Source organism: Streptomyces sp. SP17BM10 (assembly GCF_036322405.1).
In the GTDB taxonomy this organism is placed as follows: domain Bacteria; phylum Actinomycetota; class Actinomycetes; order Streptomycetales; family Streptomycetaceae; genus Kitasatospora.
The window spans coordinates 58,419-80,206 of record NZ_JAQYXB010000531.1 but is presented as its reverse complement, the minus strand read 5'-3'; the positions used below and the strand labels follow the sequence as shown (position 1 = coordinate 80,206).

The 21,788-nt window shown below is 74.5% G+C and carries 19 protein-coding genes; 10 read left to right on the top strand and 9 right to left on the bottom strand.

Annotated features, from left to right (window positions below; translation table 11 throughout):
- The first annotated feature begins 240 nt into the window (after window positions 1-240).
- Both PUR71_RS11840 and PUR71_RS11835 read left to right on the top strand, forming a co-directional pair.
- Window positions 241-1,695, top strand: a complete 1,455-nt coding sequence (locus PUR71_RS11840; RefSeq protein ID WP_329926839.1) for an acyl-CoA synthetase — start codon at window positions 241-243, stop codon at window positions 1,693-1,695.
- 261 nt (window positions 1,696-1,956) lie between these two features.
- Window positions 1,957-2,841 (top strand): C40 family peptidase, encoded by an 885-nt coding sequence (locus tag PUR71_RS11835; protein WP_329926837.1) that lies wholly within the window; start codon window positions 1,957-1,959, stop codon window positions 2,839-2,841.
- A gap of 81 nt (window positions 2,842-2,922) precedes the next feature.
- On the opposite strand, the gene PUR71_RS11830 is transcribed toward PUR71_RS11835, so the two are convergent.
- Entirely contained in the window at window positions 2,923-3,828 is a 906-nt protein-coding gene (locus PUR71_RS11830; protein WP_329926835.1) for a ribokinase, read from the bottom strand.
- A gap of 443 nt (window positions 3,829-4,271) precedes the next feature.
- Between PUR71_RS11830 and PUR71_RS11825 the strand changes: the two genes are divergently transcribed.
- A complete protein-coding gene (locus PUR71_RS11825; RefSeq protein ID WP_329926833.1) occupies window positions 4,272-5,339 on the top strand; it encodes an NUDIX hydrolase in 1,068 nt (355 codons plus the stop codon).
- Window positions 5,340-5,513: 174 nt separating this feature from the next.
- Complete coding sequence (locus PUR71_RS11820) at window positions 5,514-6,485, top strand: DUF4184 family protein (protein WP_329926831.1); 972 nt, start codon at window positions 5,514-5,516, stop codon at window positions 6,483-6,485.
- Here the strand turns inward: PUR71_RS11820 and PUR71_RS11815 are convergent.
- A complete protein-coding gene (locus PUR71_RS11815; RefSeq protein WP_329926829.1) occupies window positions 6,436-7,800 on the bottom strand; it encodes a dipeptidase in 1,365 nt (454 codons plus the stop codon). The two genes, PUR71_RS11820 and PUR71_RS11815, sit on opposite strands and share 50 nt — an antisense overlap.
- 157 nt (window positions 7,801-7,957) lie before the next feature.
- On the opposite strand from PUR71_RS11815, the gene PUR71_RS11810 reads away from it, so the two are divergent.
- The gene (locus PUR71_RS11810) at window positions 7,958-9,355 is read left to right on the top strand and encodes a geranylgeranyl reductase family protein (protein ID WP_443077426.1); all 1,398 of its coding nucleotides are present in this window, start codon (window positions 7,958-7,960) and stop codon (window positions 9,353-9,355) included.
- A gap of 128 nt (window positions 9,356-9,483) precedes the next feature.
- On the opposite strand, the gene PUR71_RS11805 is transcribed toward PUR71_RS11810, so the two are convergent.
- Window positions 9,484-11,787: a glycosyl hydrolase family 18 protein gene (locus PUR71_RS11805; RefSeq protein WP_329926827.1), complete on the bottom strand. Its 2,304-nt coding sequence runs from the start codon at window positions 11,785-11,787 to the stop codon at window positions 9,484-9,486.
- A 265-nt stretch (window positions 11,788-12,052) separates the two neighbouring features.
- Between PUR71_RS11805 and PUR71_RS11800 the strand changes: the two genes are divergently transcribed.
- The gene (locus PUR71_RS11800; RefSeq protein ID WP_329926824.1) at window positions 12,053-12,277 is read left to right on the top strand and encodes a hypothetical protein; all 225 of its coding nucleotides are present in this window, start codon (window positions 12,053-12,055) and stop codon (window positions 12,275-12,277) included.
- A 13-nt stretch (window positions 12,278-12,290) separates the two neighbouring features.
- Here the strand turns inward: PUR71_RS11800 and PUR71_RS11795 are convergent, their stop codons facing one another.
- On the bottom strand, window positions 12,291-12,698 hold the full coding sequence (locus tag PUR71_RS11795) for a RidA family protein (RefSeq protein WP_329926822.1): 408 nt from the start codon (window positions 12,696-12,698) through the stop codon (window positions 12,291-12,293).
- A 127-nt stretch (window positions 12,699-12,825) separates the two neighbouring features.
- A complete protein-coding gene (locus PUR71_RS11790; protein WP_329926820.1) occupies window positions 12,826-13,692 on the bottom strand; it encodes an ATP-grasp domain-containing protein in 867 nt (288 codons plus the stop codon).
- A gap of 176 nt (window positions 13,693-13,868) precedes the next feature.
- On the opposite strand from PUR71_RS11790, the gene PUR71_RS11785 reads away from it, so the two are divergent.
- Window positions 13,869-14,642, top strand: coding sequence for an enoyl-CoA hydratase family protein (locus PUR71_RS11785; protein WP_329926819.1), 774 nt, complete (start codon window positions 13,869-13,871; stop codon window positions 14,640-14,642).
- Window positions 14,643-14,715: 73 nt separating this feature from the next.
- Here PUR71_RS11785 and PUR71_RS11780 read toward each other — a convergent pair whose 3' ends face one another.
- Window positions 14,716-15,510 carry a maleylpyruvate isomerase family mycothiol-dependent enzyme gene (locus PUR71_RS11780; RefSeq protein WP_329926817.1) on the bottom strand — a complete coding sequence of 265 codons (795 nt, stop codon included), beginning with the start codon at window positions 15,508-15,510 and terminating at the stop codon, window positions 14,716-14,718.
- Window positions 15,511-15,716: 206 nt separating this feature from the next.
- Here PUR71_RS11780 and PUR71_RS11775 point away from each other — a divergent pair, with 206 nt between their 5' ends.
- Window positions 15,717-16,472: an acyltransferase gene (locus PUR71_RS11775; protein WP_329926816.1), complete on the top strand. Its 756-nt coding sequence runs from the start codon at window positions 15,717-15,719 to the stop codon at window positions 16,470-16,472.
- 47 nt (window positions 16,473-16,519) lie between these two features.
- Here PUR71_RS11775 and PUR71_RS11770 read toward each other — a convergent pair whose 3' ends face one another.
- Window positions 16,520-17,149: a HutD/Ves family protein gene (locus PUR71_RS11770; RefSeq protein WP_329926814.1), complete on the bottom strand. Its 630-nt coding sequence runs from the start codon at window positions 17,147-17,149 to the stop codon at window positions 16,520-16,522.
- A 160-nt stretch (window positions 17,150-17,309) separates the two neighbouring features.
- Window positions 17,310-18,536 carry an MFS transporter gene (locus PUR71_RS11765; protein ID WP_329926813.1) on the bottom strand — a complete coding sequence of 409 codons (1,227 nt, stop codon included), beginning with the start codon at window positions 18,534-18,536 and terminating at the stop codon, window positions 17,310-17,312.
- A 116-nt stretch (window positions 18,537-18,652) separates the two neighbouring features.
- On the opposite strand from PUR71_RS11765, the gene PUR71_RS11760 reads away from it, so the two are divergent.
- Together PUR71_RS11760 and PUR71_RS11755 are read left to right on the top strand one after the other, a co-directional pair.
- Window positions 18,653-19,831, top strand: a complete 1,179-nt coding sequence (locus PUR71_RS11760; RefSeq protein ID WP_329926846.1) for an ROK family protein — start codon at window positions 18,653-18,655, stop codon at window positions 19,829-19,831.
- A gap of 123 nt (window positions 19,832-19,954) precedes the next feature.
- Complete coding sequence (locus PUR71_RS11755) at window positions 19,955-21,109, top strand: PLP-dependent cysteine synthase family protein (RefSeq protein WP_329926811.1); 1,155 nt, start codon at window positions 19,955-19,957, stop codon at window positions 21,107-21,109.
- Window positions 21,110-21,160: 51 nt separating this feature from the next.
- On the opposite strand, the gene PUR71_RS11750 is transcribed toward PUR71_RS11755, so the two are convergent.
- Entirely contained in the window at window positions 21,161-21,523 is a 363-nt protein-coding gene (locus PUR71_RS11750; RefSeq protein WP_329926809.1) for a DUF6191 domain-containing protein, read from the bottom strand.
- Window positions 21,524-21,788: the final 265 nt, after the last annotated feature.

The following is a 21,788-nucleotide window of genomic DNA, read 5'->3' as shown; positions in this document are numbered from 1 at the left end:
TGGTCGACTACGGCGTCGTCGGCGACCTCTTCGCCGTCCTGCCGCAGCTCACCGCCGAGGTGAAGGCCCGCAAGGCCTGATCCGCCCCGCACCGACGCGGAGGGCGTGGCACCGGGTACCCGGTGCCACGCCCTCCGGCGTACCCGGGCCGTCCCCGCCGTTCCCGGGCTGCTGTTCCCGGGCGTTCGGGGCGGGCCCGTAGAGTCGGCGGGACACCTGTGGAGAGGCGAGGACGGACGCATGGCACTGCTGACGGCACTTCAGGGCGGCTTCGGGGACTCCGCCGACGCGCTGCGGATCGACGGGCGCGCGTTCTCGCGGGAGGACCTGCTGGGCGCGGCGACCGCCGTGGCGGACCGGGTCGCCGGTGCCCCCGCGCTCGCGGTGCTGGCGCGGCCGAGCGTCGAGACCGTCACCGCCGTGGTCGGCGGCCTGCTGGCGGGCGTGCCGGTGGTGCCGCTGCCGCCCGACTCGGGACCGAAGGAGCGCGAGCACATCCTGCGCGACTCGGGTGCCGCGCTGCTGGCGCACGCCATCGGGGACAGCGCGGTCGGGGACATCACGGCGGACACCACGGTAGGCGCAGGGGCGGGCGGCGTGGAGGCGCTGCCGGTCGATCCGGCGGTGCGTTCGGCGACGACGTACGCCGAGCCGGCCGGGGACGCCACCGGGTTCGTCCTCTACACCTCGGGCACCACGGGCGCGCCGAAGGGCGCGGTGATCCGCCGCGAGGCCGTCGCCGCAGACCTGGACGCGCTCGCCGCCGCCTGGCAGTGGACCGCCGGGGACACGCTCGTCCACGGCCTGCCGCTCTTCCACGTCCACGGTCTCCTGCTCGGCGTGCTCGGCGCCCTGCGCACCGGCAGCCGGCTCGTCCACACCGGCCGGCCCACCCCCGCCGGGTACGCGGCGGCGGGCGGCAGCCTGTACTTCGGCGTGCCGACCGTCTGGTCCCGGCTGGCGGCGGAGCCGGAGGCCGCGTCGGCCCTGGCCGGCGCCCGGCTGCTGGTCTCGGGCAGCGCGCCGCTGCCCGTTCCGGTGTTCGAGCGGCTCGCGGAGCTGACCGGCCACGCGCCCATCGAGCGCTACGGGATGACGGAGTCGCTGATCACCGTCAGCACCCGGGCCGACGGCGAGCGCCGACCCGGCAGCGTCGGCCTGCCGCTGGACGGCGTCCGCACCCGGCTGGTCGGCGAGGACGGCGCGCCCGTGCCGTGCGACGGGGAGAGCGTGGGCGAGTTGCAGCTCGCCGGCCCGACCCTCTTCTCCGGCTACCTCAATCGGCCGGACGCCGACGCCGAGGCGTGGACCGCGGACGGCTGGTTCCGCACCGGCGACGTGGCGGTGATCGGCCCGGACGGCTTCCACCGGATCGTCGGCCGCGCCTCGGTCGACCTGATCAAGAGCGGCGGCTACCGGATCGGCGCCGGCGAGGTGGAGGCGGCGCTGCGCGACCACCCGGCCGTCGCCGACGCGGCGGTGGTCGGCGCGCCGGACGAGGACCTCGGGCAGGCCGTCGTCGCGTACGTCATCGCGGACGGTCCGGTGACGGGGGACCAGCTGACGGCGTTCGTGGCCGAGCGGCTGTCCGTGCACAAGCGCCCGCGCAGGGTCGTCCTGGTGCCCGAACTCCCAAGGAACGCCATGGGAAAGGTGCTCAAGAAGCAGCTGCTGGCGGAGTCCGGCGAGCGGTGATGAGGAGGCGTCGGGAACCGCGCCGGTGACGGCTGCTCACCCTGATGCCCCGTTCGGTGCTCACCCTTCGTGACCCTTCCTTTGGCGCACTCCACTGCGCGCCGTGCGCGGACGCGTGCCTAACGTGACACGCGGCAGTACCGAATCAACCGATCCGTCCCTTTCGGGATGGTTCGGTGGCTCGGACCGATCCGCGTCTCCGTAGCAGTCTCCGCGGGAGTTCCCGCAGGAGTCTCCGCAGCAGTGAAGGAAGTCAGCAGGATGACCACCGTCAACACCGGCGCACCGGATGTCGCCGACGAGTCGACCGGGCAGCACGCCACCACCCCCACCCCCGACCGCAGGGCCGTGGCCCGTTCCTCCCGGACCGGGCGGGTGCGCCGGGGGATAGGCATGGTGGCCGTGATCGTCGCCGGCGCGGGTGTGATCGGCCTCGGCACCGGCGTGACCTCCGCGTCCGCCGAGCCGGCGCCGGCCCACGCGGGCTGGGACGGGTCGCGGTACTGGTTCAAGAACAGCAAGGGTGAGTGGCGCTGGACGACGCACTACAGCGTCTACAAGGCGCGCACCAGTGGCGGCTCGACCGCCAAGACGTCGTCCTCGTCCTCCGCCGCGAAGTCCAACGGCGGGATCAAGCAGGGCTGGGACGGGTCGCGGTACTGGTTCAAGAACAGCAAGGGCGAGTGGCGCTGGACCACGCACTACGACATCTACCTCGACCGCACGGGGGGCGGGGGCTCGTCCTCGTCGTCGTCCTCCAGCGCGGCGCCGCCCGCGGCGGACCGGAACGTCGAGACGGCGATCCAGTTCGCGCTCGCGCAGCTCGGCAAGCCCTTCGAGATCGCGGGCAACGGACCGGACGGTTACGACTGCTCCGGCCTGGTGCAGCAGGCGTTCCGGCGCGGCGGCATCGACCTGCCGCGGGTGGCCAACGACCAGTACGAGGCGACCACGCCGATCAGCGCGAGCCAGCTGCGGCGCGGGGACCTGCTGTTCTGGTCGCCCGACGGCACGCGGCGGGGCATCCAGCACGTGGCGATCTACCTGGGCAACAACCAGTACGTCGAGGCCGCGCGGCCGGGGACCAACATCCGGATCTCGGGCATCAGCAGCGGCTACTACCCGGCCTACATGGGGCGTCCGTAGCGGTATGAGCGGAGGGCGTTCGGGTCGGTTCGGACCCGAACGCCCTTTGTGCGTGCGGAGGTCGGGTCCCGAGGCGTTGGGTCAGAGGTCCGTCGGGCGGGGTAGGGCGCCGCGGGCGCCCAGCGCGGTGACGGCGAACGCCCCGGCGGCCACGGCGACGGCCGCCGCCTCGGGCAGGGCCGCGCCGCGGGCGAGTTCGGCGCTCAGGGCGCCGCAGAAGACGTCGCCGGCGCCGGTCGTGTCGACCACGGTGACGGCGGGGGCGGGCAGGGGCGTCGCCCGGCCGTCGCCGTCGATGACGAGGGCGCCCTCGCCGCCGAGGGTGATCACGGCGCCGTCGGCGAGGCCGGCGAGCGCGTCGGCCGCCCCGGTGACGGAGGCGGCGCCGGTGAGCTGGCGGGCCTCGACGGCGTTCACGACGACCAGCGGTCGCCGGCCGGTCGGGCCCGGGGCGGGGAGCGTGCCGGCGGGGGCCGCGTTGTGCACCCAGCGGGTGCCCTCCGCCGGGAGCGCGGCGGCCGTCGCGCGCACGCACTCCTCCGGGACCTCGCCGCCGGTCAGGACCACGTCGCGGGGGAGGAGGCGGGCGGCGCCGAGCGCGGCGGTGACCTCGGCGGCCGTCAGGCGGGCGTTGGCGCCCGGGACGACGACGATGCTGTTCTCGCCGGCGGGGTCCACCATGACGATCGCCTGCCCGGTGGGCGCGGCGGCGTCGGTGAGCAGCGCGGCGGTCTCGACGCCGGCGCTCCGGAGGTCGGCGAGCGCCGCGCGGCCGTCGGCGTCCGCCCCGAGCTTCGCGACCAGGTGGGTGGCCACGCCCATCCGGGCCGCGGCGACGGCCTGGTTCGCGCCCTTGCCGCCGAACCCCTGGGTGGCGTCGGCGGCGAGCACGGTCTCGCCGGGGGCGGGGAGGACGGGGCAGCTCAGGATCCGGTCGATGTTGACCGACCCGATGACGATGACTCGGCCGGCGGGGCGCAGCTTCATCGTTCCTCTGTACGGGGTCGGGTGGCTCCGTGCAAGTGGATGGCGGTGCGGGTCGGCGGCAGGGGCAGGGGATCCGGTGGGCGGGTGGGGACGCGGAGGGCGTACGGTCGTGCGCAGGGGTGGTGCGCGTGGGGCGTGTGCTGTTGAGTGAGCGCCGTTGTACGGGCGTACGAGCCGGCTCGATGGGGTGCGTCGGGGGCGGGCCGTAGGCGTGCGAAGCGCGCGCGGAGGCCTGCGCGAACGGTCGGCGCCGTCCGCCGCACGGGCTCCTGGCCTGGGCACATGCCCCTGTCACGGGGCGGTCCTGGGTGGCGCAGTGGAGGGCGCGAAGAGGTATGGGGAGCCGCGCGGCGGGGGTACCACCACGGGTGGCGCTGGTTCGGCAACGGGGGCGCCGCCCGGTGTGAACGGCATCGAGGGAAGTCGAGGGGCAGGGGGACGTTGTGATCGTCTGGGTCAATGGCACGTTCGGGGCGGGCAAGACCAGCGCCTGCCGCGAGTTGGTGGAACTGCTTCCCGGGAGCACGCTGTTCGACCCCGAGCTGGTGGGGGCCGGGCTGCGGGGGTTGCTCCCGGCCGACCGGCTGTCGGCGGTGTCGGACTTCCAGGACCTGCCGGCCTGGCGCCGGCTGGTCCCCGAGGTGGCGGCCGCGCTGCTCGGCGAGGTGCCGGGCCCCCTGGTGGTCCCGATGACCCTGCTCAGAGAGGACTACCGGGACGAGATCTTCGGCGATCTGGCCTCGCACGGCATCGCCGTGCACCACGTCGTCCTGGATCCCGAAGAAACGATCCTGCGGGAACGCATCGAGCAGCGCGACGCGTGCCCGGGCGACCCCGCGGCCAGTGACCGGGTCCGCCGCTGGGGCCTGGAGCACCTGCCGCGCTACCGCGCCGCCCGGCGCTGGCTGCTGCGCGACGCCCGCGCGCTCGACACGGGCCGGCTCACGCCGCGCGAGACCGCCGAGCGGATCGCCGACCTCGTCCGCGACGGCGCCGCCCGCTGCCCGATCGTGCAGACGCCCGACCCCACCGAGGACACCGTCGCCTCCGCCGTCCTGTTCTTCGACGAGCAGGACCGCGTGCTCCTCGTCGACCCCGTCTACAAGCCCGACTGGGACTTCCCGGGCGGTGTCGTCGAACGCGGCGAGGCCCCCACCGACGCCGCCCTGCGCGAGACCGCCGAGGAACTCGGCCTACGGCTCGACCCGGCCGCCCTGCGGCTGCTCGCCGTCGACTGGGAGCCGCGGACCGGGCCGCGCCGCGGCGGTCTGCGGCTCATGTACGACGGCGGGCTGCTGGACGCCACCGCCCGGCAGGGGCTCCTGCTCCAGCGGGAGGAACTGCGCAACTGCCGCTTCGTCACGTTGGACGAGGCCGCCGACCTGCTGCCGCCGAGCCGCTACCGGCGGCTGGCCGCCACCCTGGACGCCCGGCGCAGCGGGGAGCTGCGGTACCTGGAAGCGGGGCGGCGGGTCGCCGCGGGGCTGGCCAGGGCGGCTGACGCGGCGTAGGCGGCGTCGGCGGGGCGGGCGGGGCGGGCGGGGCTGGCGGGGCAGGCGGTTGGGCAGGAGGGGCAAGGCGGGGCCGGCGGCGTCGGTTGGGCGGGCGGGGCGCTGGGGGAGGGGCTCGTAACGGTCGGGCGTGGGCGGTCGGCGGGCCGGGGCGGGAGCGGGCAGGATGGGCGCATGCCGTTCACGTTCAGCCACCCCGCCGCCGTCCTGCCCCTGCTGCGCGCCGCCGGGGAGCGCGGGCCGCTCGTGGCGTCGGCGCTGGTCGCCGGGTCGATGGCGCCCGACGTGCCGTTCTTCGCCGAGTCCCTGCTGCCCGGGGTGTACGGGCACGGAGGGTTGACGCACCGGTGGTGGGCGGTGCCCACGCTGGACGTGGCGATCGCGGGCGCTCTGGTGGTGGGCTGGCACGGGCTCCTGAGGGGGCCGCTGGTGGCCCTGCTGCCCGAGCGGTGGACGGGCGCGGCGGAGGCGTTGACGCTCCCGCGCGGCGGCGTGGTGGCGGCGGTGCGCGGTCGCGGCCCTGAGACGGCGGCGCGGGCGGGGTGGTTCGCGGTGTCGGCGGCGGTCGGCGCGGCCACGCACGTGGGGTGGGACGCCTTCACCCACGAGGGGCGCCTGGGGGTGCGGCTGCTGCCGGTACTGGACCGGGAGGTGGCCGGGGTGCCGCTCTACTCGGCCCTGCAGTACGGGAGTTCGGCGCTCGCGCTCGCGGCGGTCGGCGGCTGGGCGGTGCGCGCGGCGCGGGCAGTAGAGCCGGTGCGGCCCGCCGTCGTGCTCTCGCCGAGGGGTCGGAGGGCCGCCGCCGTGGCACTGGGCCTGGCGACGGCGGCCGGGGTGGCGCATCGGATCAGCCCGCTGCGGCGCGGGCTGATCCCGGAGTTCTGCTTCGGCGCCGGGGCCGGGTTCACGGTGGGTGCGGCCGGCTACGCGGCGGCCGTCGCGGCCGTGGTGGCGGCCAGGCGCCGACGGCCGGGGGCGGCCGCCGGGCGGGCGGCGGGCGCGGTGCCCGGCGCGTCGGCCGGCGGGTCTGCGGGCACGTCGGCCGGCGCCTCCGCCGGGCCGCGCGTGCCCGCCGCGGGGGCCGGCACGACTTCCGTCAGGCGGAGCGCAGTTCGGCGTAGTGGCGCAGGAACAGGGCCTCGCTGAGGGCCATCAGCTCCAGCTCCTTCGGGTCCACGCTCTCGTTGACCGCGTGGATCTGGGTGGTCGGCTCCTCCACGCCGATCAGCACGATCTCGGCCTGCGGGTAGAGCGTGCGCAGCGTGTCGCAGAGCGGGATCGAGCCGCCCTCGCCGGAGACGACCATCGGGGTGCCGAAGGCCTCGGCCATGGCCTTGCCCATCGCCTCGTAGGCCGGGCCGGTGGTGTCGGCGCTGAACGCCGAGCCGGTGCCCTGGCGCTCGACGGTCAGGCGCGCGCCGAGCGGCACGTGCGCCTCCAGGTGGGCGACCAGCAGGTCCTGGGCGGCCGCCGGGTCGGTGCCCGGCGGCACCCGCAGGCTCACCAGTGCCTTGGCGGCGGCCTGCACGGACGAGGTCGCGCCGATCACGGGCGGGGCGTCGATGCCGAGGACGGTGACGGACGGGCGGGCCCAGAGCCGGTCGGCGACGGTGCCGGTGCCGGTGAGGGCGACGCCGTCCAGCACCTTGGCGTCGGCGCGGAACTGCTCCTCCGGGTACTGCACGCCGTCCCAGGTCTGGCCGGTGGCGAGCCCTCGGACGGCGACGTCGCCGTTGTCGTCGTGCAGCGAGGCGAGGACCTTGACGAGGGACTGCAGCGCGTCCGGGGCGGCGCCGCCGAAGGCGCCGGAGTGCAGGTTCCCGGCGAGGGTGGTGACGGACACCTCGACGACCGTCATGCCGCGCAGCGACGCCGTGACGGTGGGCAGTCCGGGGGCGAAGTTGCCGGTGTCGCCGATGACGATGACGTCGGCGGCGAGCAGTTCGGGGTGCGCCTCGGCGTACTGCTGGAGGCCGCCGGTGCCCTGCTCCTCCGAGCCCTCGACGATGATCTTCAGGCCGACAGGGTAGGCGTCCCCGTACACCTGGCGCAGGGCGCGCAGGGCGGTCAGGTGCATCAGGATGTTGCCCTTGCAGTCGGCCGCGCCGCGGCCGTACCAGCGGCCGTCACGCTCGGTCAGTTCGAAGGCCGGGCTCAGCCAGGCGTCCTCGTCGAGCGGGGGCTGGACGTCGTAGTGCGAGTACAGCAGGACGGTCGGCGCGCCCTCGGGGCCGGGGAGCTCGGCGTAGACGGACTGCGTGCCGTCCGGGGTGTCGAGCAGCTGCACGTTGGTCAGGCCCTCGGCGGCGAACGCCTCGGCGGTCCAGCGCGCGGCCTTCTCGCACTCCTCGACCGGGAACTGGCGTGGGTCGGCGACCGACGGGAAGGCGACCAGCTCGGCGAGGTCGGTGCGGGCGCGGTCCATCAGGGACCGGACGGCGTCGGCCAGGGGCTGTGACATCGGGGCTGCTCCGGGGTCGGGGCCGCCCGAGGGATGGTCCGGGCGGGTACGGGCGGTTGGGGTACCGCCGATCATAGGCGGAGCGTCGGAGCGGGGCGGGCGCGGCGGTGTGGTGCGGCTCGGCAGGGAGCGGTGCGGACGCATAGGATTGCTCGACGTGACTGACTCCGGAAGCTCCGATTCCCGCAGCCCGCTCGACGCCGAGGCGTCCGAACTGCCGACGGCGTCCGAGGCGTCGCAGGCGCCCGGATCGCCCGGATCGCCCGGATCGCCCGAGAGACTCGCCCGGCCTTCCGACGGTCCGTCGGATCCGCAGTCCGGTGCGTCCGGTGCCTCGGCCGATGCATCCGAGGCATCCGACGGGCTCGACGCGGTCGACGCGGTCGACGACGTCTGGGACGTCGTGGTGGTCGGCGCCGGACCGGCCGGGGCCTCGGCGGCGCACGCCGCCGCCGTCCAGGGCCGCCGGGTGCTGCTGCTCGACAAGGCCGAGCACCCCCGCTACAAGACCTGCGGCGGCGGGATCATCGGCCCCTCCCGGGACAGCCTGCCGCCGGGCTTCCGGCTGCCGCTCCAGGACCGCGTGCACGCCGTCACCTTCGCCTACCGGGGGCGGTTCGCCCGCACGCAGCGCTCGAAGCGGATGCTGTTCGGCCTGGTCAACCGCGACGAGTTCGACCTGCGCCTGGTGCAGGCGGCCAAGCAGGCGGGCGCGGTGCTGGTCACCGGCGTGAGCGTCACCGGCGTCGAACAGCGCGGCGGGGAGCACCGCACGGCGGTGGTCACGGCCGCCGACGGGCGCCGGTTCGAGGCGCGCGCGGTGGTCGGCGCGGACGGCAGCGCCAGCCGGATCGGGCGGCACGTGGGCGTCACCTTCGACCAGATCGACCTGGGCCTGGAGGCGGAGATCCCGGTGCCGGCGCAGGTCGCCGCCGACTGGGCGGGCCGGATCCACCTCGACTGGGGCCCGCTGCCCGGCAGTTACGGCTGGGTCTTCCCGAAGACCGAGTCGAGCAGCCTGACCGTCGGTGTCATCTCGGCGCGCGGCGACGGGGAGGGGACCAAGCAGTACCTCGCCGACTACGTCCGGCGGCTGGGCCTGTCCGGCTTCACGCCGAGCGTCGAGTCCGGCCACCTGACCCGCTGCCGGGCCGAGGACTCGCCGCTCTCGCGCGGCCGGGTGCTGGTCGCCGGCGACGCGGCCGGTCTGCTGGAGCCGTGGACCCGCGAGGGCATCTCGTACGCGCTGCGCTCGGGCCGGCTGGCCGGCGAGTGGGCCGTGAAGGTCGCCGAGGCGGGCGACGCCGCCGGAGTGCGGCGCGAGGCGCTCAACTACGCGTTCGCCATCAAGGCGGGCCTGGGCGTGGAGATGCGGGCCGGCAAGCAGTTGCTGGCGGCCTTCGAGCGCCGGCCGTACCTGTTCCACGCCGCGGTCTGCCTGGTGCCGGCCGCCTGGCGCGCCTTCGCCCGCACGACCCAGGGCCACACCACCTTCGCCCAGGTGCTGCGCCAGTACCGCGCGGCCCGCAGGCTGTCGGCACTGGCCTCGCGTTGACGCCCGCGGGCCCGGCCCTCGGTCCGATGGTCGGTCAACGTCACTGATCCGTACCGACCCGTGTCGGACATGGAACTACCGGGGCCGGGAGGGGGTTCCCTCGCGGCCCCGGCGGGGTGGCGGTCCGGCTACCGGAGGCCGGTGCCGAGCGCGGACATCAGGGTGCCGGTCGGAGTGTCGCCGGACATCTCCCAGATCATGCCGCCCAGCAGGTTCTCGGACTTGAGGTAGGCGGTCTTCCGGGCGATCGACCAGGCGTCGTCGAACGTCCACCACTGGCCGCCTGCGCCCGTGTAGCCGTAGGTCGCGACGGCCTGCGGGTCGTGGTGGACGGTCAGGCCGGGGACGCTGGTGACGAGGTTGTCGTAGCCGCGGGTGCCGGCCTCCTCCGCGAACTGGCCCGGCGCCGCTCCCTTCGCGGACTGCCAGGCGCCGGACGCGCCGCCGTCGGCCACGCCCTGCCAGCCGCGGCCGTAGAACGGGAACCCGATGGTGAGCTTGCGCGGGTTGACGCCGGCGCCGAGGTAGGCCTGGACGGCCGCGTCCACGCTGAAGTGGAACGGGTAGGGGTCCTTGGGGTCGGCGTCGAGGTTGGCCTGGTGGCCGGTGCGGTCGGGCTCCCACGAGTTGTCGCTGCCGGAGCCGTGGAAGTCGTAGCCCTGGACGTTGGCGATGTCGAGGGAGCCGAAGATCTTCGTGAGGTCCCAGCCTGCGCCGATCTTCACCGGGTCGGCCGGGGTGAAGGCGGTGAGCAGCCGGTGCGGGCCGCCCAGCGCGTCGAGCTGCTTGCGGAACTCGGCCAGCAGCAGCGTCAGGTCGGCCTTGTCGCCCGCGCTCCAGTGGTTGCCGGCGTGGCCGTCACCGGAGCCCGGCCACTCCCAGTCGAGGTCGATGCCGTCGAAGATCCCGGCCCCCGTGCCGGGGCCGCCGGCGCCGTTGTAGGCGGGCAGGTTGCCCTTGATCCACACGTCGATGCAGGACTGGACGAACTTCTGCCGGGAGGCGTCGCTCGCGGCGACGTCCGAGAAGAACTTGGAGTACGTCCAGCCGCCGAGCGAGACGACCACCTTCAGGTTCGGGTACTTGGCCTTGAGCTTCTTCAACTGGTTGAAGTTGCCGCGGAGTTTGCCCCACCCGTCGTCCGCGACGCCGTCCACCGACTGGTCGGCGCTCATCGGGCGGGCATAGTCGGCGTCGGCGTCGCCCGCGCCCGTGCCCTGGTCGGGGTCCTGGGGGTTGGACGTGGTGCCCTTGGTGACGCCGGCGAGGCAGGTCAGGTTGGTCGGATCGATGTTCTCGAAGGCGTAGTTGACGACGTCGAGCTTGGCGGCGCTGCCGGAGGTGTCGAGGTTCTTGACGAAGTACTGGCGGCCGTAGACGCCCCACTGGACGAAGTAGCCGACGCGGGCGTACTTCCCGGCGCCGACCAGGTCGGAGGTGGTGACGCCGAGCGGTGTGGACGCGGGCGAGGGGACGTCGGCGGGATTGCGGGCCTTGACGGTGAACGTGTAGGCGGTGGACGGGGAAAGGCCGCCGACGGTGGCGGTGAGCGTGCTGCCGCCGACCGTCGCCGCGAGCGTGCCGCCCTGGTAGACGTCGTACGCGGCGACGCGGAGGCTGTCGGTCGAGGCGCTCCAGGCGAGCGTGACGTCGGACGAACTCACGCCGGTGGCACGGAGGTTGGTCGGTGCCGTGGGTGGGTCGGGGTCGGTCGACGGGTCGAAGGTGCGGGCCGTGACGGGCCCGCTCGGCCCGCTCGTGTTGCCGCGGGTGTCCTTGGCGCGGACGGTGAGCGTGTACGTGGTGGCCGGGGTGAGGCCGGTGACCACGGCGCTGGTGGTGGTGCTGGAGGCGACGACGGTGGCACCGTTCAGCACGTCGTACGACGCGACCGGGAAGTCCCCCGCAGTCGCGGCCGGCCAGCCGAGCGTGAGCGTGTGCGCCGTCGACTCGGTGACCGACGGCGCACCGGGCGCGGACGGCGGGACGTCGGCGCTGCCGTCGCACTTGTCGCCGTTGACACGGCAGTTGAGGGGCGTGGTGACGGGACCGTTGCCGATGAACCAGAAGCTGTACGGCTCCGTGCTGCCGTGCGCGGGGACGGTCGCGTTGTAGAACGCGTTGGTGGCCGTGACGTGTTGGCCGTTCACGGTGGCCGTGCCGTTGTAGGTGTTGCCGATGGTGACGCCGGCCGGGAGGTCGAACTCCAGGGTCCAGCCCGTGACGGCGGCCGCGTCGTCGTTGTGGACGACGTACGTGCCCTGCCACCACGAGCCGTTGTCGGCGGTGGTGAAGGTGGCGGTGAGCTTGCCCGCGGCCTGGGCCGGGGCGGCCGGCGCGGTGAGCGCGGCCAGGGGGAGGAGCAGGACGGAGAGCAGCGCGAGCAGCCTGCGGCGCACGCGCGGTCGTAACGCCCGGGATCGAGCGGACATGGTTCTCCCTGCGTCTGTGGGGGGGTGGACAGGGTGGAGCAGAACCGGTGCTGGTGATCCGTGTGCGATCGGTGCCCGCGCCGTGGGGGGCAGGGGCATGGGCACTGTAGGAGGACTGGACCAATGCGTCAACAGGTCTGAACCACTACTGGTACGGGCGTTGGACGGCGCCGTGGGCGGGTGGGGGATCGGGGCATGACCTCCACGCCCGCGGAGCCTTCCGCACCGTTCTCGGCCGTAGCGGAGGTGGTCTTGTCGCGGCGTCTTGCCGCGGCCGTTCGGAGGCGGCTGCACCTGGATCTGGACGGTCCGCCGGCTGGCCGCGATCGCCCTGGTCGATACCGCGGGCAACGGCCTCGCGCCGGCGGTCCCGGTGCTGTTCTTCACCCGGGTGACGGGCCTGAGCGCGGCCCGGCCCGGCGTCGGGCTGACGCTCGCCGGCCCCCCGGCCGCATGGCGGCCGGGGGGCCGGCCAGGGGCTCCATGGTGAGCCCTGGTGGCGCCTACTCCCGGACGAGGGCGAAGGCCTCGATCTCGATCAGCACCTCGGGCATGAACAGCGCCGCGACCTGCACCGCGGAACTGGCCGGCGGGTTGGCGGTGTTCACGTGCTCGTCGCGGGCCTCGCGGATGGCGGGCAGGTAGCCGATGTCGGTCACGAAGATGGTGAACTTGACGACGTCGTCGAAGCCGGCGCCGGCCGCGGCCAGGCAGCGGCGGAGGTTCTCGAACACCTGGCGCGCCTGCGCCTTCGGGTCGCCCACGCCGACGAGGTTGCGGTGCTCGTCGAAGGCCACCTGGCCGGAGACCTGGACCAGGCGGCCGGTGCCGGTGACGACCTGGGTGTAGCCGGTGCCGGGGGCGACGCCGGGCGGCTCGGTGATGTGGGTGAGGTGCTGATCTGTGGTCATGCCGGCCATCGTGGCGCATGGCGGGACGCCGCCGCACCCGCCTTTCGTCCTCCGCATTCCGCTTTCCGTCTTCCGCCGTTCGCCGTTCGCCCGCAGCCTGGGACGTGTGCGGGCGAACGGGCCGGGATCAGCGGACGATCTCGGGCAGGTCGCGCAGGAACGGGCGGTCGGTGGAGGGGAGTCGGGCGAGCGGTCCGGCGGCGCGCAGCACGACGTCCAGGACACCGTCCGGGTCGGCGGCGTAACCGCCGCTGGCCCAGGCCGCGTTGGCCTCGACCACGGCCCAACCGCCGTCCGTCGGGCCGACGTCCACCACGGCGGCGCTGGGCAGGCCGGACCCGTCGGTGGCGAGGGCGTCGGCGGCGAGGACATCGGCCGCGAACGCGAGGACCTCGCCCTCGTCCGCGCCGAGCGGCGCGACGCTCAGCTCCCCGTCCACGGCGTACCGGGAAGCGGCGCGGACGGTGCCGTCGAGCACGAACAGCCGGTACTCGCGCCGGAACCGCACCACCTCGCTCACCTGCACCGGCGTGTCCCCGTCCAGCACCCCGGGCCCGGGCAGCGCGGAGCCGTCCTCGTAGACGCGCGCGGCGAACACCTTGTCCGCCGGCGGCTTGACGAAGGCGGGAGCGCGCAGCTTCCGCGCCTCGGCCAGCGTCGTGCAGGACACGCGGCGCCCGGTCAGCTCGCGCGGCAGATCGCCTAGCCAGGTGGCGGCCGGCTCCAGGAGCGCGAGCCCGAGCGCCCGTCCGACGGCGTCGCCGAACAGCGGCCCGCCGTACACGTGCACGGGTGCCGACGCATGGAGCAGTTCCTCCGGCGCCTGCCAGGACGGCGCCGTGAACGCGCGCAGGCCGCGGCGGCCGGCGGCGGTGCGCAGCTGGAGGCCGGTCTCGTTGATCCGGGGCGCGAGGAGCAGGACGGCGTCGGCGGCCCCGGACGTGTGCGCACGCGTGCGCGAGGGTGCGGGGCCGGAGGCGTTCACGGTGCTCATGGCGACGATGGTGCCGTCGGCGGTGTGGCGCCCACCACCGGTTTTCCGCCCAATGCGTCCCCGGTGGCTCTGGCCGAGGGGCGGGTGAGCGTGCCAGAGTCGTGCCGGCGCCGTCCGGGCACCCCGGCCGGCACCCGCGGTCCGACCCACCCTCAGCCGGAAAGCAGGCCCCGCCGATGACCAGCGAAGCGCCGTTCGTCCACGTCAGCACCGCCGACGCCGTCACCACCCTGACCCTCGACTCGCCGCACAACCGCAACGCGCTCTCCACCCGCCTGATGGCCGAACTGCATGCCGGCCTGGCGCTCGCCGCGGCCGACCCGGACGTCCGGGCGGTGGTGCTCGGGCACACCGGAAAGGTGTTCTGCGCGGGCGCGGACCTCTCCGAGGCCACCGGCGCGGACCCGACGGTCGGCCCGCGCGGCCTGGTCGAGCTCCAGCGGGCGATCGTGGACTGCGCGAAGCCGGTGATCGCCGTGATCGACGGACACGTGCGCGCCGGCGGCCTCGGCCTCGTCGGCGCGGCCGACCTCGCCCTCGCCGGACCGGCCGCCACCTTCGCGTTCACCGAGGTCCGGCTCGGCCTCGCGCCGGCCGTCATCTCCCTGCCGCTGCGCCCCAAGCTCGACCCGCGCGCCGCCTCCCGCTACTACCTCACCGGCGAGGTCTTCGACGCCGCCGAGGCCGCGCGGATCGGGCTGATCACCCGCGCCACGGCGTCCGCCGAGGACACCGGCACCGCGCTGAAGGAACTGGTGGACGCGCTGCGCCAGGGCTCGCCGCAGGGGCTCGCGCAGTCCAAGCGGCTGGCGAACGCCGAGGTCGTGCGCTCCTTCGAGCGCGACGCGGACGAGCTGGTGGAGCTGTCGGCGCGACTGTTCGGGTCCGACGAGGCGCAGGAGGGGATGCGGGCGTTCCTGGAGAAGCGGCCCGCGCGTTGGGTGCGCTGACGCGTCGGGCCGTTTCCCCGAGCGGCCGGCCCTCAGGGTTCGGTTCTCAGGGCCGGTACCTGGGGTTCGGTTCTCAGCCGATGCCGGCAGTCTCGCGCCACAGGCGCAGTAGGTCCTGGTCGCCGGTGTACGTGGTGGCTCCGGCGCGGTCGGCCGGGACGCGGTTCCAGAGCAGCGGGTAGAGCTCGTGGGCCGGGCCGGCGATGGTGAGGTCGGCGGGCTCGGCGGGTTCGGCCCTGGAGACGGGGTCGTTCGGCGCGTCCGCGGTGACGGTCACCACGGGCTCCTGGCTGATCGTCACCCGCCAGGCGCCGGGGCCGTCGGTGGCCCGGACCAGGACGGTGCGGGGCTCCTCGCTGCGCAGCCGCGAGCGCGGGCGGACGAGGAAACCGCGCAGCAGCTCGTCGACGCCGTCCAGGGCGAGGTCGGTGTCCGCCCGCGGGCCCTCGGTGCCGGCCGCCGCGTCGGCGTCGAGGCGGTGGATGGCCGTCTCGTGCGCCTGGCGGCGGGCCCAGAACGCCAGCGGGCTGGGCGCGGGCAGGAAGGACCAGCAGACCACGTCGGCGGGGGCGGCCACCAGCGTGTCCACCAGGGCGGCGTGACCCTCGCGGTACCAGTCGAGCAGCGCCGCGTCGGACGGCACCGGGCCGACCGGCTCGCTCCCGCCGTCCAGGGCGAGCGGCTCCCGCAGGCCCTTGGCGGGGTGGGCGGCGGCCCAGCGGTGGACCGTGCCGATGTGTCGCAGGAGGTCGGCGACCTGCCAGTCCGGGCAGGTCGGCACGGGTGCGGTGAGGCCGGCGCGGGAGGCTGCGTCGGCCAGCAGGGCGCCTTCGAGGCGCAGGGCGTCGATGTGCTCGGAGATGTCCATGATCCGGAGTGTTCCACGGTCGGCGGACATCGTGCCGGGGGTTTGTTCGCGTGCTGGCTCCGGGGGTTGAGCGGCGGGGTGGGTGTGGCCTGGCGAGGGGTAGGACGGCGTGGCGGGCGGGGGTGGTGCGGGTGTGGCGTGCGGGCCGGGTGTGATGTTGGCCGCCCGGCGGCCGGACGGACCCTACGGGCCGGTAACGTGAGCGCATGCCGAAAACCCGTTCCCTCGTCTCCGCCGTCCGGGCCGGCGGCCGGCGCGCGGCCGGACGCCTCGTCCACCGGGGCTGGCGCTGGGTGCAGCGGACCGGTGCGGTCAGCAACCGGAACCCCGGCCCCTACCGCTTCGGCGAGTTGGGGGACGGGACGACGCTCGCGTTCCCGCTCGGGGCGGTGTTCAACGAACAGTGGATCACGATCGGACCGTTCTCGATCATCGGCGAACGGGTCACCATCAGTGCCGGCTTCCTGCCCGGCCTCGACCTCGGGCCCGAACCGATCGTGCGGATCGGCGGCGGCTGCGTGATAGGCCGCGACAGCCACATCGTCGGGCACCAGTCGATCGTCCTCGGCGACGACGTGTGGACCGGGCCCGGTGTCTACATCTCCGACCAGGCGCACGAGTACCGCGCCACCGACCTGCCGATCGGCAAGCAATGGCCGCGCAACGAGCCCGTCGAGATCGGCTCGGGCAGTTGGATCGGCACCGGGGCGGTGATCCTGCCGGGCGCCCGGATCGGCCGGAACGTGGTCGTGGCGGCGGGTGCGGTGGTGCGCGGCGAGGTGCCCGACCACAGCGTCGTCGCGGGCGCGCCGGCCAAGGTCGTGCGCCGCTGGACGGTCGAGGACGGGTGGCAGCCGCCGCTGCGGCACGAGCCGCCGCAGCCCGTGCCGGACGGTGTGACGGCGGAACAGCTCCGCGCCCTGGTGGGGTGGGACCTGCGGCTGCCGGGCGATTCGGCCTGACGTCTGATGCCTGATGCCTGATGCCTGACGCGTACTGCGGAGTGCGGTCAGGTGGCGGGGCGGAAGGTGATGACGGCGGTGACGCCGTCGGGCTGGAGCCGGAAGGAGCCGGGGTGCTGGAGCAGGGCGGCGTCGTAGCGGGCGAGGTCGGTGGCGGTGGCATCGGGGACGTCGGCCGTGGCGTCGGTCGTTGCGTCGGCTGAGGCGTCGACGCTCACGGAGCCGGCGAGGCAGACCACGAGGACGGAACCACCCGGTGGCACGTCGGCGGACGCGGACCCGGGAGCGGTCGCGAGGGCGACCTCGGCGGTGACCTCGCCGCGACGGGTCATCACGTTGAAGTCGACCACCGGTCCGGCGAGCAGGCGGCAGTCCGTGGTGGCGTCGCCCGGGAAGGCGAACGGCCGGTAGGGCTCGTCGATGCGGTGCTCGGCGCCGTCGACCGTGAGCACCATCCCCGGGCCTTCGACCAAGGTGATCACCCGGTCGATGCCGGGGAACGGGGAGAAGGGACCGGCGGTGGCGACGTCCGCGAGGCTGACCCGCCACTCGAAGCCGTCCAACCCGGCCCCGACGGGGAAGCCGGCGACCTCCCGGGTCACTCCGCCCCCGTTGAGCCATGCCGTGGCCGGGCGCTCGCTCGCCCGGAGTGTCTGGATCCGCCCGGTGGTCGTCATGGGCGGCATCATGCCACTGACGCTGGCTGTGCTGCCGGTGCCGCTGCCGCTGCCGCTGCGGGTGGGGTGGGTGGCGGCGGACGGCCGACAGATGACAGATTTCAACATCTGTCATCTGTCATCTGTCATCTGTTCGCCGCCGGCTGCCGGCCGTCCGCCATCAGCGCCGCCGCACCGTCAGCGGCAGGAGCGCCCCTGCCGCCGCCGCGACCGCGACGGTGGTGAGGGCGAGCGGAAGGCCCGCCGCGTCGGCGAGGAAGCCGATGACCACCGGCCCGATCAGCATCCCGCCGTACCCGAGCGTCGACGCGAGCGCGACGCCCTGCGGGCCGCCGGCCGTGCCCGCCCGGGCGATGGCGAGCGGGAACAGGTTGGCGAGCCCGAGGCCGACCAGGACGAACCCGCCGATGGCGAGCGGGACTGACGGCGCGAGAGCGGCGACCAGCATGCCGACCGCCGCGGTGAGGCCGCCCAGGAACATCAGCCGGGTCTGCCCGAGCCTGATGGAAAGCCAGGTGCCGCCGACCCGCCCGCTGGTCATCGCGAACGCGTACGCCGCGTACCCCGCGGCAGCCGTTCCGGCGCTCGCGTGCACGTCGTCGGTGAGGTGGAGCGTCGTCCAGTCGGCGATCGCTCCCTCTCCGTACGCGGTGCACAGGGCGGTGAGCCCGAGCAGGACGACGATCAGCCCGGCGCGCGGCGCGGCGCCACCGGTCCCGTTCGCGCTGCTCCCTCCCGCGACCTGCGGCGCGTCCGGGCTGCGCAGCAGGACGACGCCGGCCGCCGCCGTGATCACGAGGCCGAGCAGCCCGCCGAGGGCGAGCGTCCAGGAGGCGCTGAGCGTGACGGCGAGGAGCCCGCCGACGCCCGCGCCGACCAGGCCGCCGAGGCTGTACCCGGCGTGGAAGCTGGGCATGACGGGCCGCCGGAGCTGCGCGACCAGGTCGACGGCGGCGCTGTTCATGGCGACGTTCGCGCCGCCGTACCCGGCGCCGAACAGCAGCAGGACGCCGCCGAGCGCGGCCACCGAGTGGGTGTGCGCGGGCAGCGGCACGGCGAGGCTGAGCAGGGCGAGTGAGCCGACGGTGACCGGCCGCGAGCCGTACCGCAGGCAGAGCCGGCCGACCACCGGCATGGTGAGGACGGCGCCGATCGAGAGGCAGAGCAGGGCGAGCCCGAGGGCGCTGTGCGAGGCGCTGACCTGGCTGCGGACGTCCGGGATCCGGACCACCCAGGTGGCGAAGAGGAAGCCGTCGACGGCGAAGAACGCGGTGAGCGCGAGGCGAGCCGGGCTCCAGGTGCTGTCCGTTCGCGGGGGTGTGCTGCGAGACTGGTGGGTGTCCGGGGTGGTGGGGGCAGAGGCACGGATTTTGTTTCGAAGCGGCACAAAGTCACAATAGGCTTGTGCAGCTCTCATCATCAAGTCCGAAGCCGGGCCCCGGGGCCGACTCCGAGGCGCAGCGCGATGCCCACCGCCGTGCCGCCCCCGACCGCGGTCGGACGCTGCTCGGCCCCGCGCTCTCGCTCATCCACACCGGTCAGACGCCGACTCGTTCCGCGCTCACACGGGCGCTGGACGTCACGCGCGCGACCGCCGGCGCCGTCACGGCGGAGTTGGAGGCACTGGGCCTGATCACGGTCGACTCCCGTCCCGCGGGTGGCGGGCGCGGGCGTCCGTCGCACCGGCTCGCGATCGACCCGCAGGGCCCCGTGGTGATCGCGGGACAGATCCACACAGACGGGCTGAGCGTCACGCTGGCCGGGCTCGGGGGGCTCCTCGACCCGCCGGTCCACCTGCCGCTGCCCGCCGCGACCGACCCGGTCCGGATGCTGCGCGCCGTCGCCCAGGCGGGCGCCGAGCTCGCCCGCTCCACCGGCCGTCGCTGCCTCGGTGCCGCGCTCGCGTTGCCGAACCCGGTCACGGAGCCGGACGGCACCGCGCTCGCGGCCCTGCACTTCGCCTGGCCGAGCGGCACGCCCGTGGCGGACCTGTACGACGTCGAGGTCGGCCGCGCCGACCACGGCCCGAACGCGCTCGACCCGCTGCCGACCGCCATCGCCAACGACGCCAACCTCGCCGCGCTCGCCGAGTACCGCCACGGCGCCGGACGGGGTGCCCGTCACCTGCTCCTCGTCACGTCCGGGCACAGCGGCGTCGGTGGTGCGCTGGTCATCGACGGGCGGCTGCACACCGGCAGTGCCGGGCTCGCGCTGGAGGTCGGCCACCTCACCGTGGATCCGCAGGGCCGGCCCTGCGTGTGCGGCAACCGCGGCTGCCTCAACGCGGAGACCGACCCCGACGCGCTGTTCGCCGCCGCCGGGCTCGCCCCCGAGCCGGGGCGCCCGGTGCTCGACCAGGCGCGCGAGCTGTGCCGGGCCGCGGCGACCGACGAGTCGGCGCGGGCCGCGGTCGAGCACGTCATCGACCGGCTCGGGCTCGGGCTGGCCGGCGTCGCCAACATCCTCAATCCGGACCGCGTCGTGCTCAGCGGCCTGCACCTCGACCTGCTGGAGGCGGCGCCCGAGCGGCTGCGCGCAGTCGTCGCCGAGCGCTGTCTGTGGGGGCGCAGCGGACGGGTGCCGATCGTCGGCGCGGAGCTGGCGGACAGTGCGCTCGCCGGTGCGGCGGAACTGGCGTGGCGGCCGTACCTGGCGGATCCGCAGTCGGTGCAGGTGGGCTGAGGGCGCGGGAGGGGAATTGAGGGGGCAGGGATAAGCGGAAGCTGGCGCTCCGGAAATGGTTACTTATCGTGACTCTCATACACTCGTAGTGAGCAGTGGGGGGTCAAGACGAGGAGAGTGACCATGAGCACCGAGCTGGGCGCCGAACCGGGCATCGCGCCGGGCGGCGGACGCGGCATCGAGCCGACCGTCGACGTCGACCGCTCCGACGCGGACTACCGGGTCTGGCTCAAGGAAGCGGTGCGCAAGGTCCAGGCCGACGCCAACCGGTCCGCCGACACCCACCTGTTGCGCTTCCCGCTGCCGGCGCAGTGGGGGATCGACCTGTACCTCAAGGACGAGTCCACCCACCCGACCGGCTCACTCAAGCACCGCCTCGCCCGCTCGCTCTTCCTCTACGGGCTCTGCAACGGGTGGATCCGCCCGGGCAAGCCGGTGATCGAGGCGTCCAGCGGTTCCACGGCCGTGTCCGAGGCGTACTTCGCGCAGCTCGTCGGGGTGCCGTTCATCGCGGTGATGGCCAAGAGCACCAGCCAGGCCAAGATCGACCTGATCGAGTTCCACGGCGGCGAGTGCCATCTGGTGGAGCGCTCGGACGAGGTGTACGAGGCGTCCGCGCGGCTCGCCGAGGAGACCGGCGGCCACTACATGGACCAGTTCACGTACGCCGAGCGCGCCACCGACTGGCGGGGCAACAACAACATCGCCGAGTCGGTCTTCGCCCAGCTTCAGCTGGAGCCGCACCCGGAGCCGGCCTGGATCGTCGCGACGGCCGGGACGGGCGGCACCTCGGCGACCATCGCCCGCTACGTCCACTACATGCAGTACGACACCCGGATCTGCGTCGCGGACCCGGAGAACTCCTGCTTCTTCGACGGCTGGGTGGACCACGACCCGGACGCGGTGTGCGCGAGCGGGTCGCGGATCGAGGGCATCGGGCGGCCCCGGATGGAGCCCAGCTTCGTGCCCGGCGCGATCGACCGGATGATGAAGGTGCCGGACGCGGCGTCGATCGCAGCGGTGCGGGTGCTGGAGCAGGTGCTCGGGAAGAAGGCGGGCGCCTCCACCGGGACGGGACTGTGGGGCGCGCTGAAGATCGTCGCCGAGATGCGGGAGGCCGGCCGGCACGGCAGCGTCGTCACCCTGATCTGTGACCCGGGCGACCGCTACCTGGACAAGTACTACTCCGACGACTGGCTGGCCGGAGAGCGGATCGACATCGCGCCGTACCGGGCCGTCCTGGAGTCGTTCCTCGCGGGCGGGGCCTGGACGGGGTGACGGGGTAGGGCGAACAGATGACAGCTGACAGATAACAGATTTCGAAATCTGTTATCTGTCAGTCGTCGGTCGTCGCCCGTCACGTGGGGGAGCCGCTCCCCGCCACCCCGCTGGGCCCCCGCCCCGCCGGATCACCGCGCGCCCGCCGGAGAGGTCGATCGCGGTCTGCTTCGGAGCGCCGTCGTGCTCGTCGTCCCGCAGCACCAGCTCGATGCGCCGCTGCGCCAACTGCACACGCTTGCCCGGGTAGAGCAGCGCGTGCAGTTCCTCGGTCGCCGTCGCGCCCGCGCCCCGCACACGGCCCTCCGCCGGATGGGCTCTCAGCTTCCGCACCACGGCGCCGAGGAAGAACAGGACCACCAGGCCGGTCGGTAACAGCAACCCACCAGCCGCGCCCGTCAGAAGCATGCTCATGCAACCCCCAACGGGCCCGTGCGGTCGGCGAGTTCCTTCCCGCCGCTACCGTCACTCGAGGAAATGGGCGTTCCGGCCGGCCGAGGTGAGGGTGTCCGGCGCCGGCGCCGGCGCCTTGGTCGCGGTCGGGGGCGCGGCCTGGGCGGTGTTCGCGAGGTGGAGCGAGACCTGTTGGGATCCCGCCTCACTGGAGGCTCGCCACCCCGTACGTGCCCGCCGTCGCCGACCTCCGTGCCGTCCGGTGGTATCACGTACAGGAGCCAAC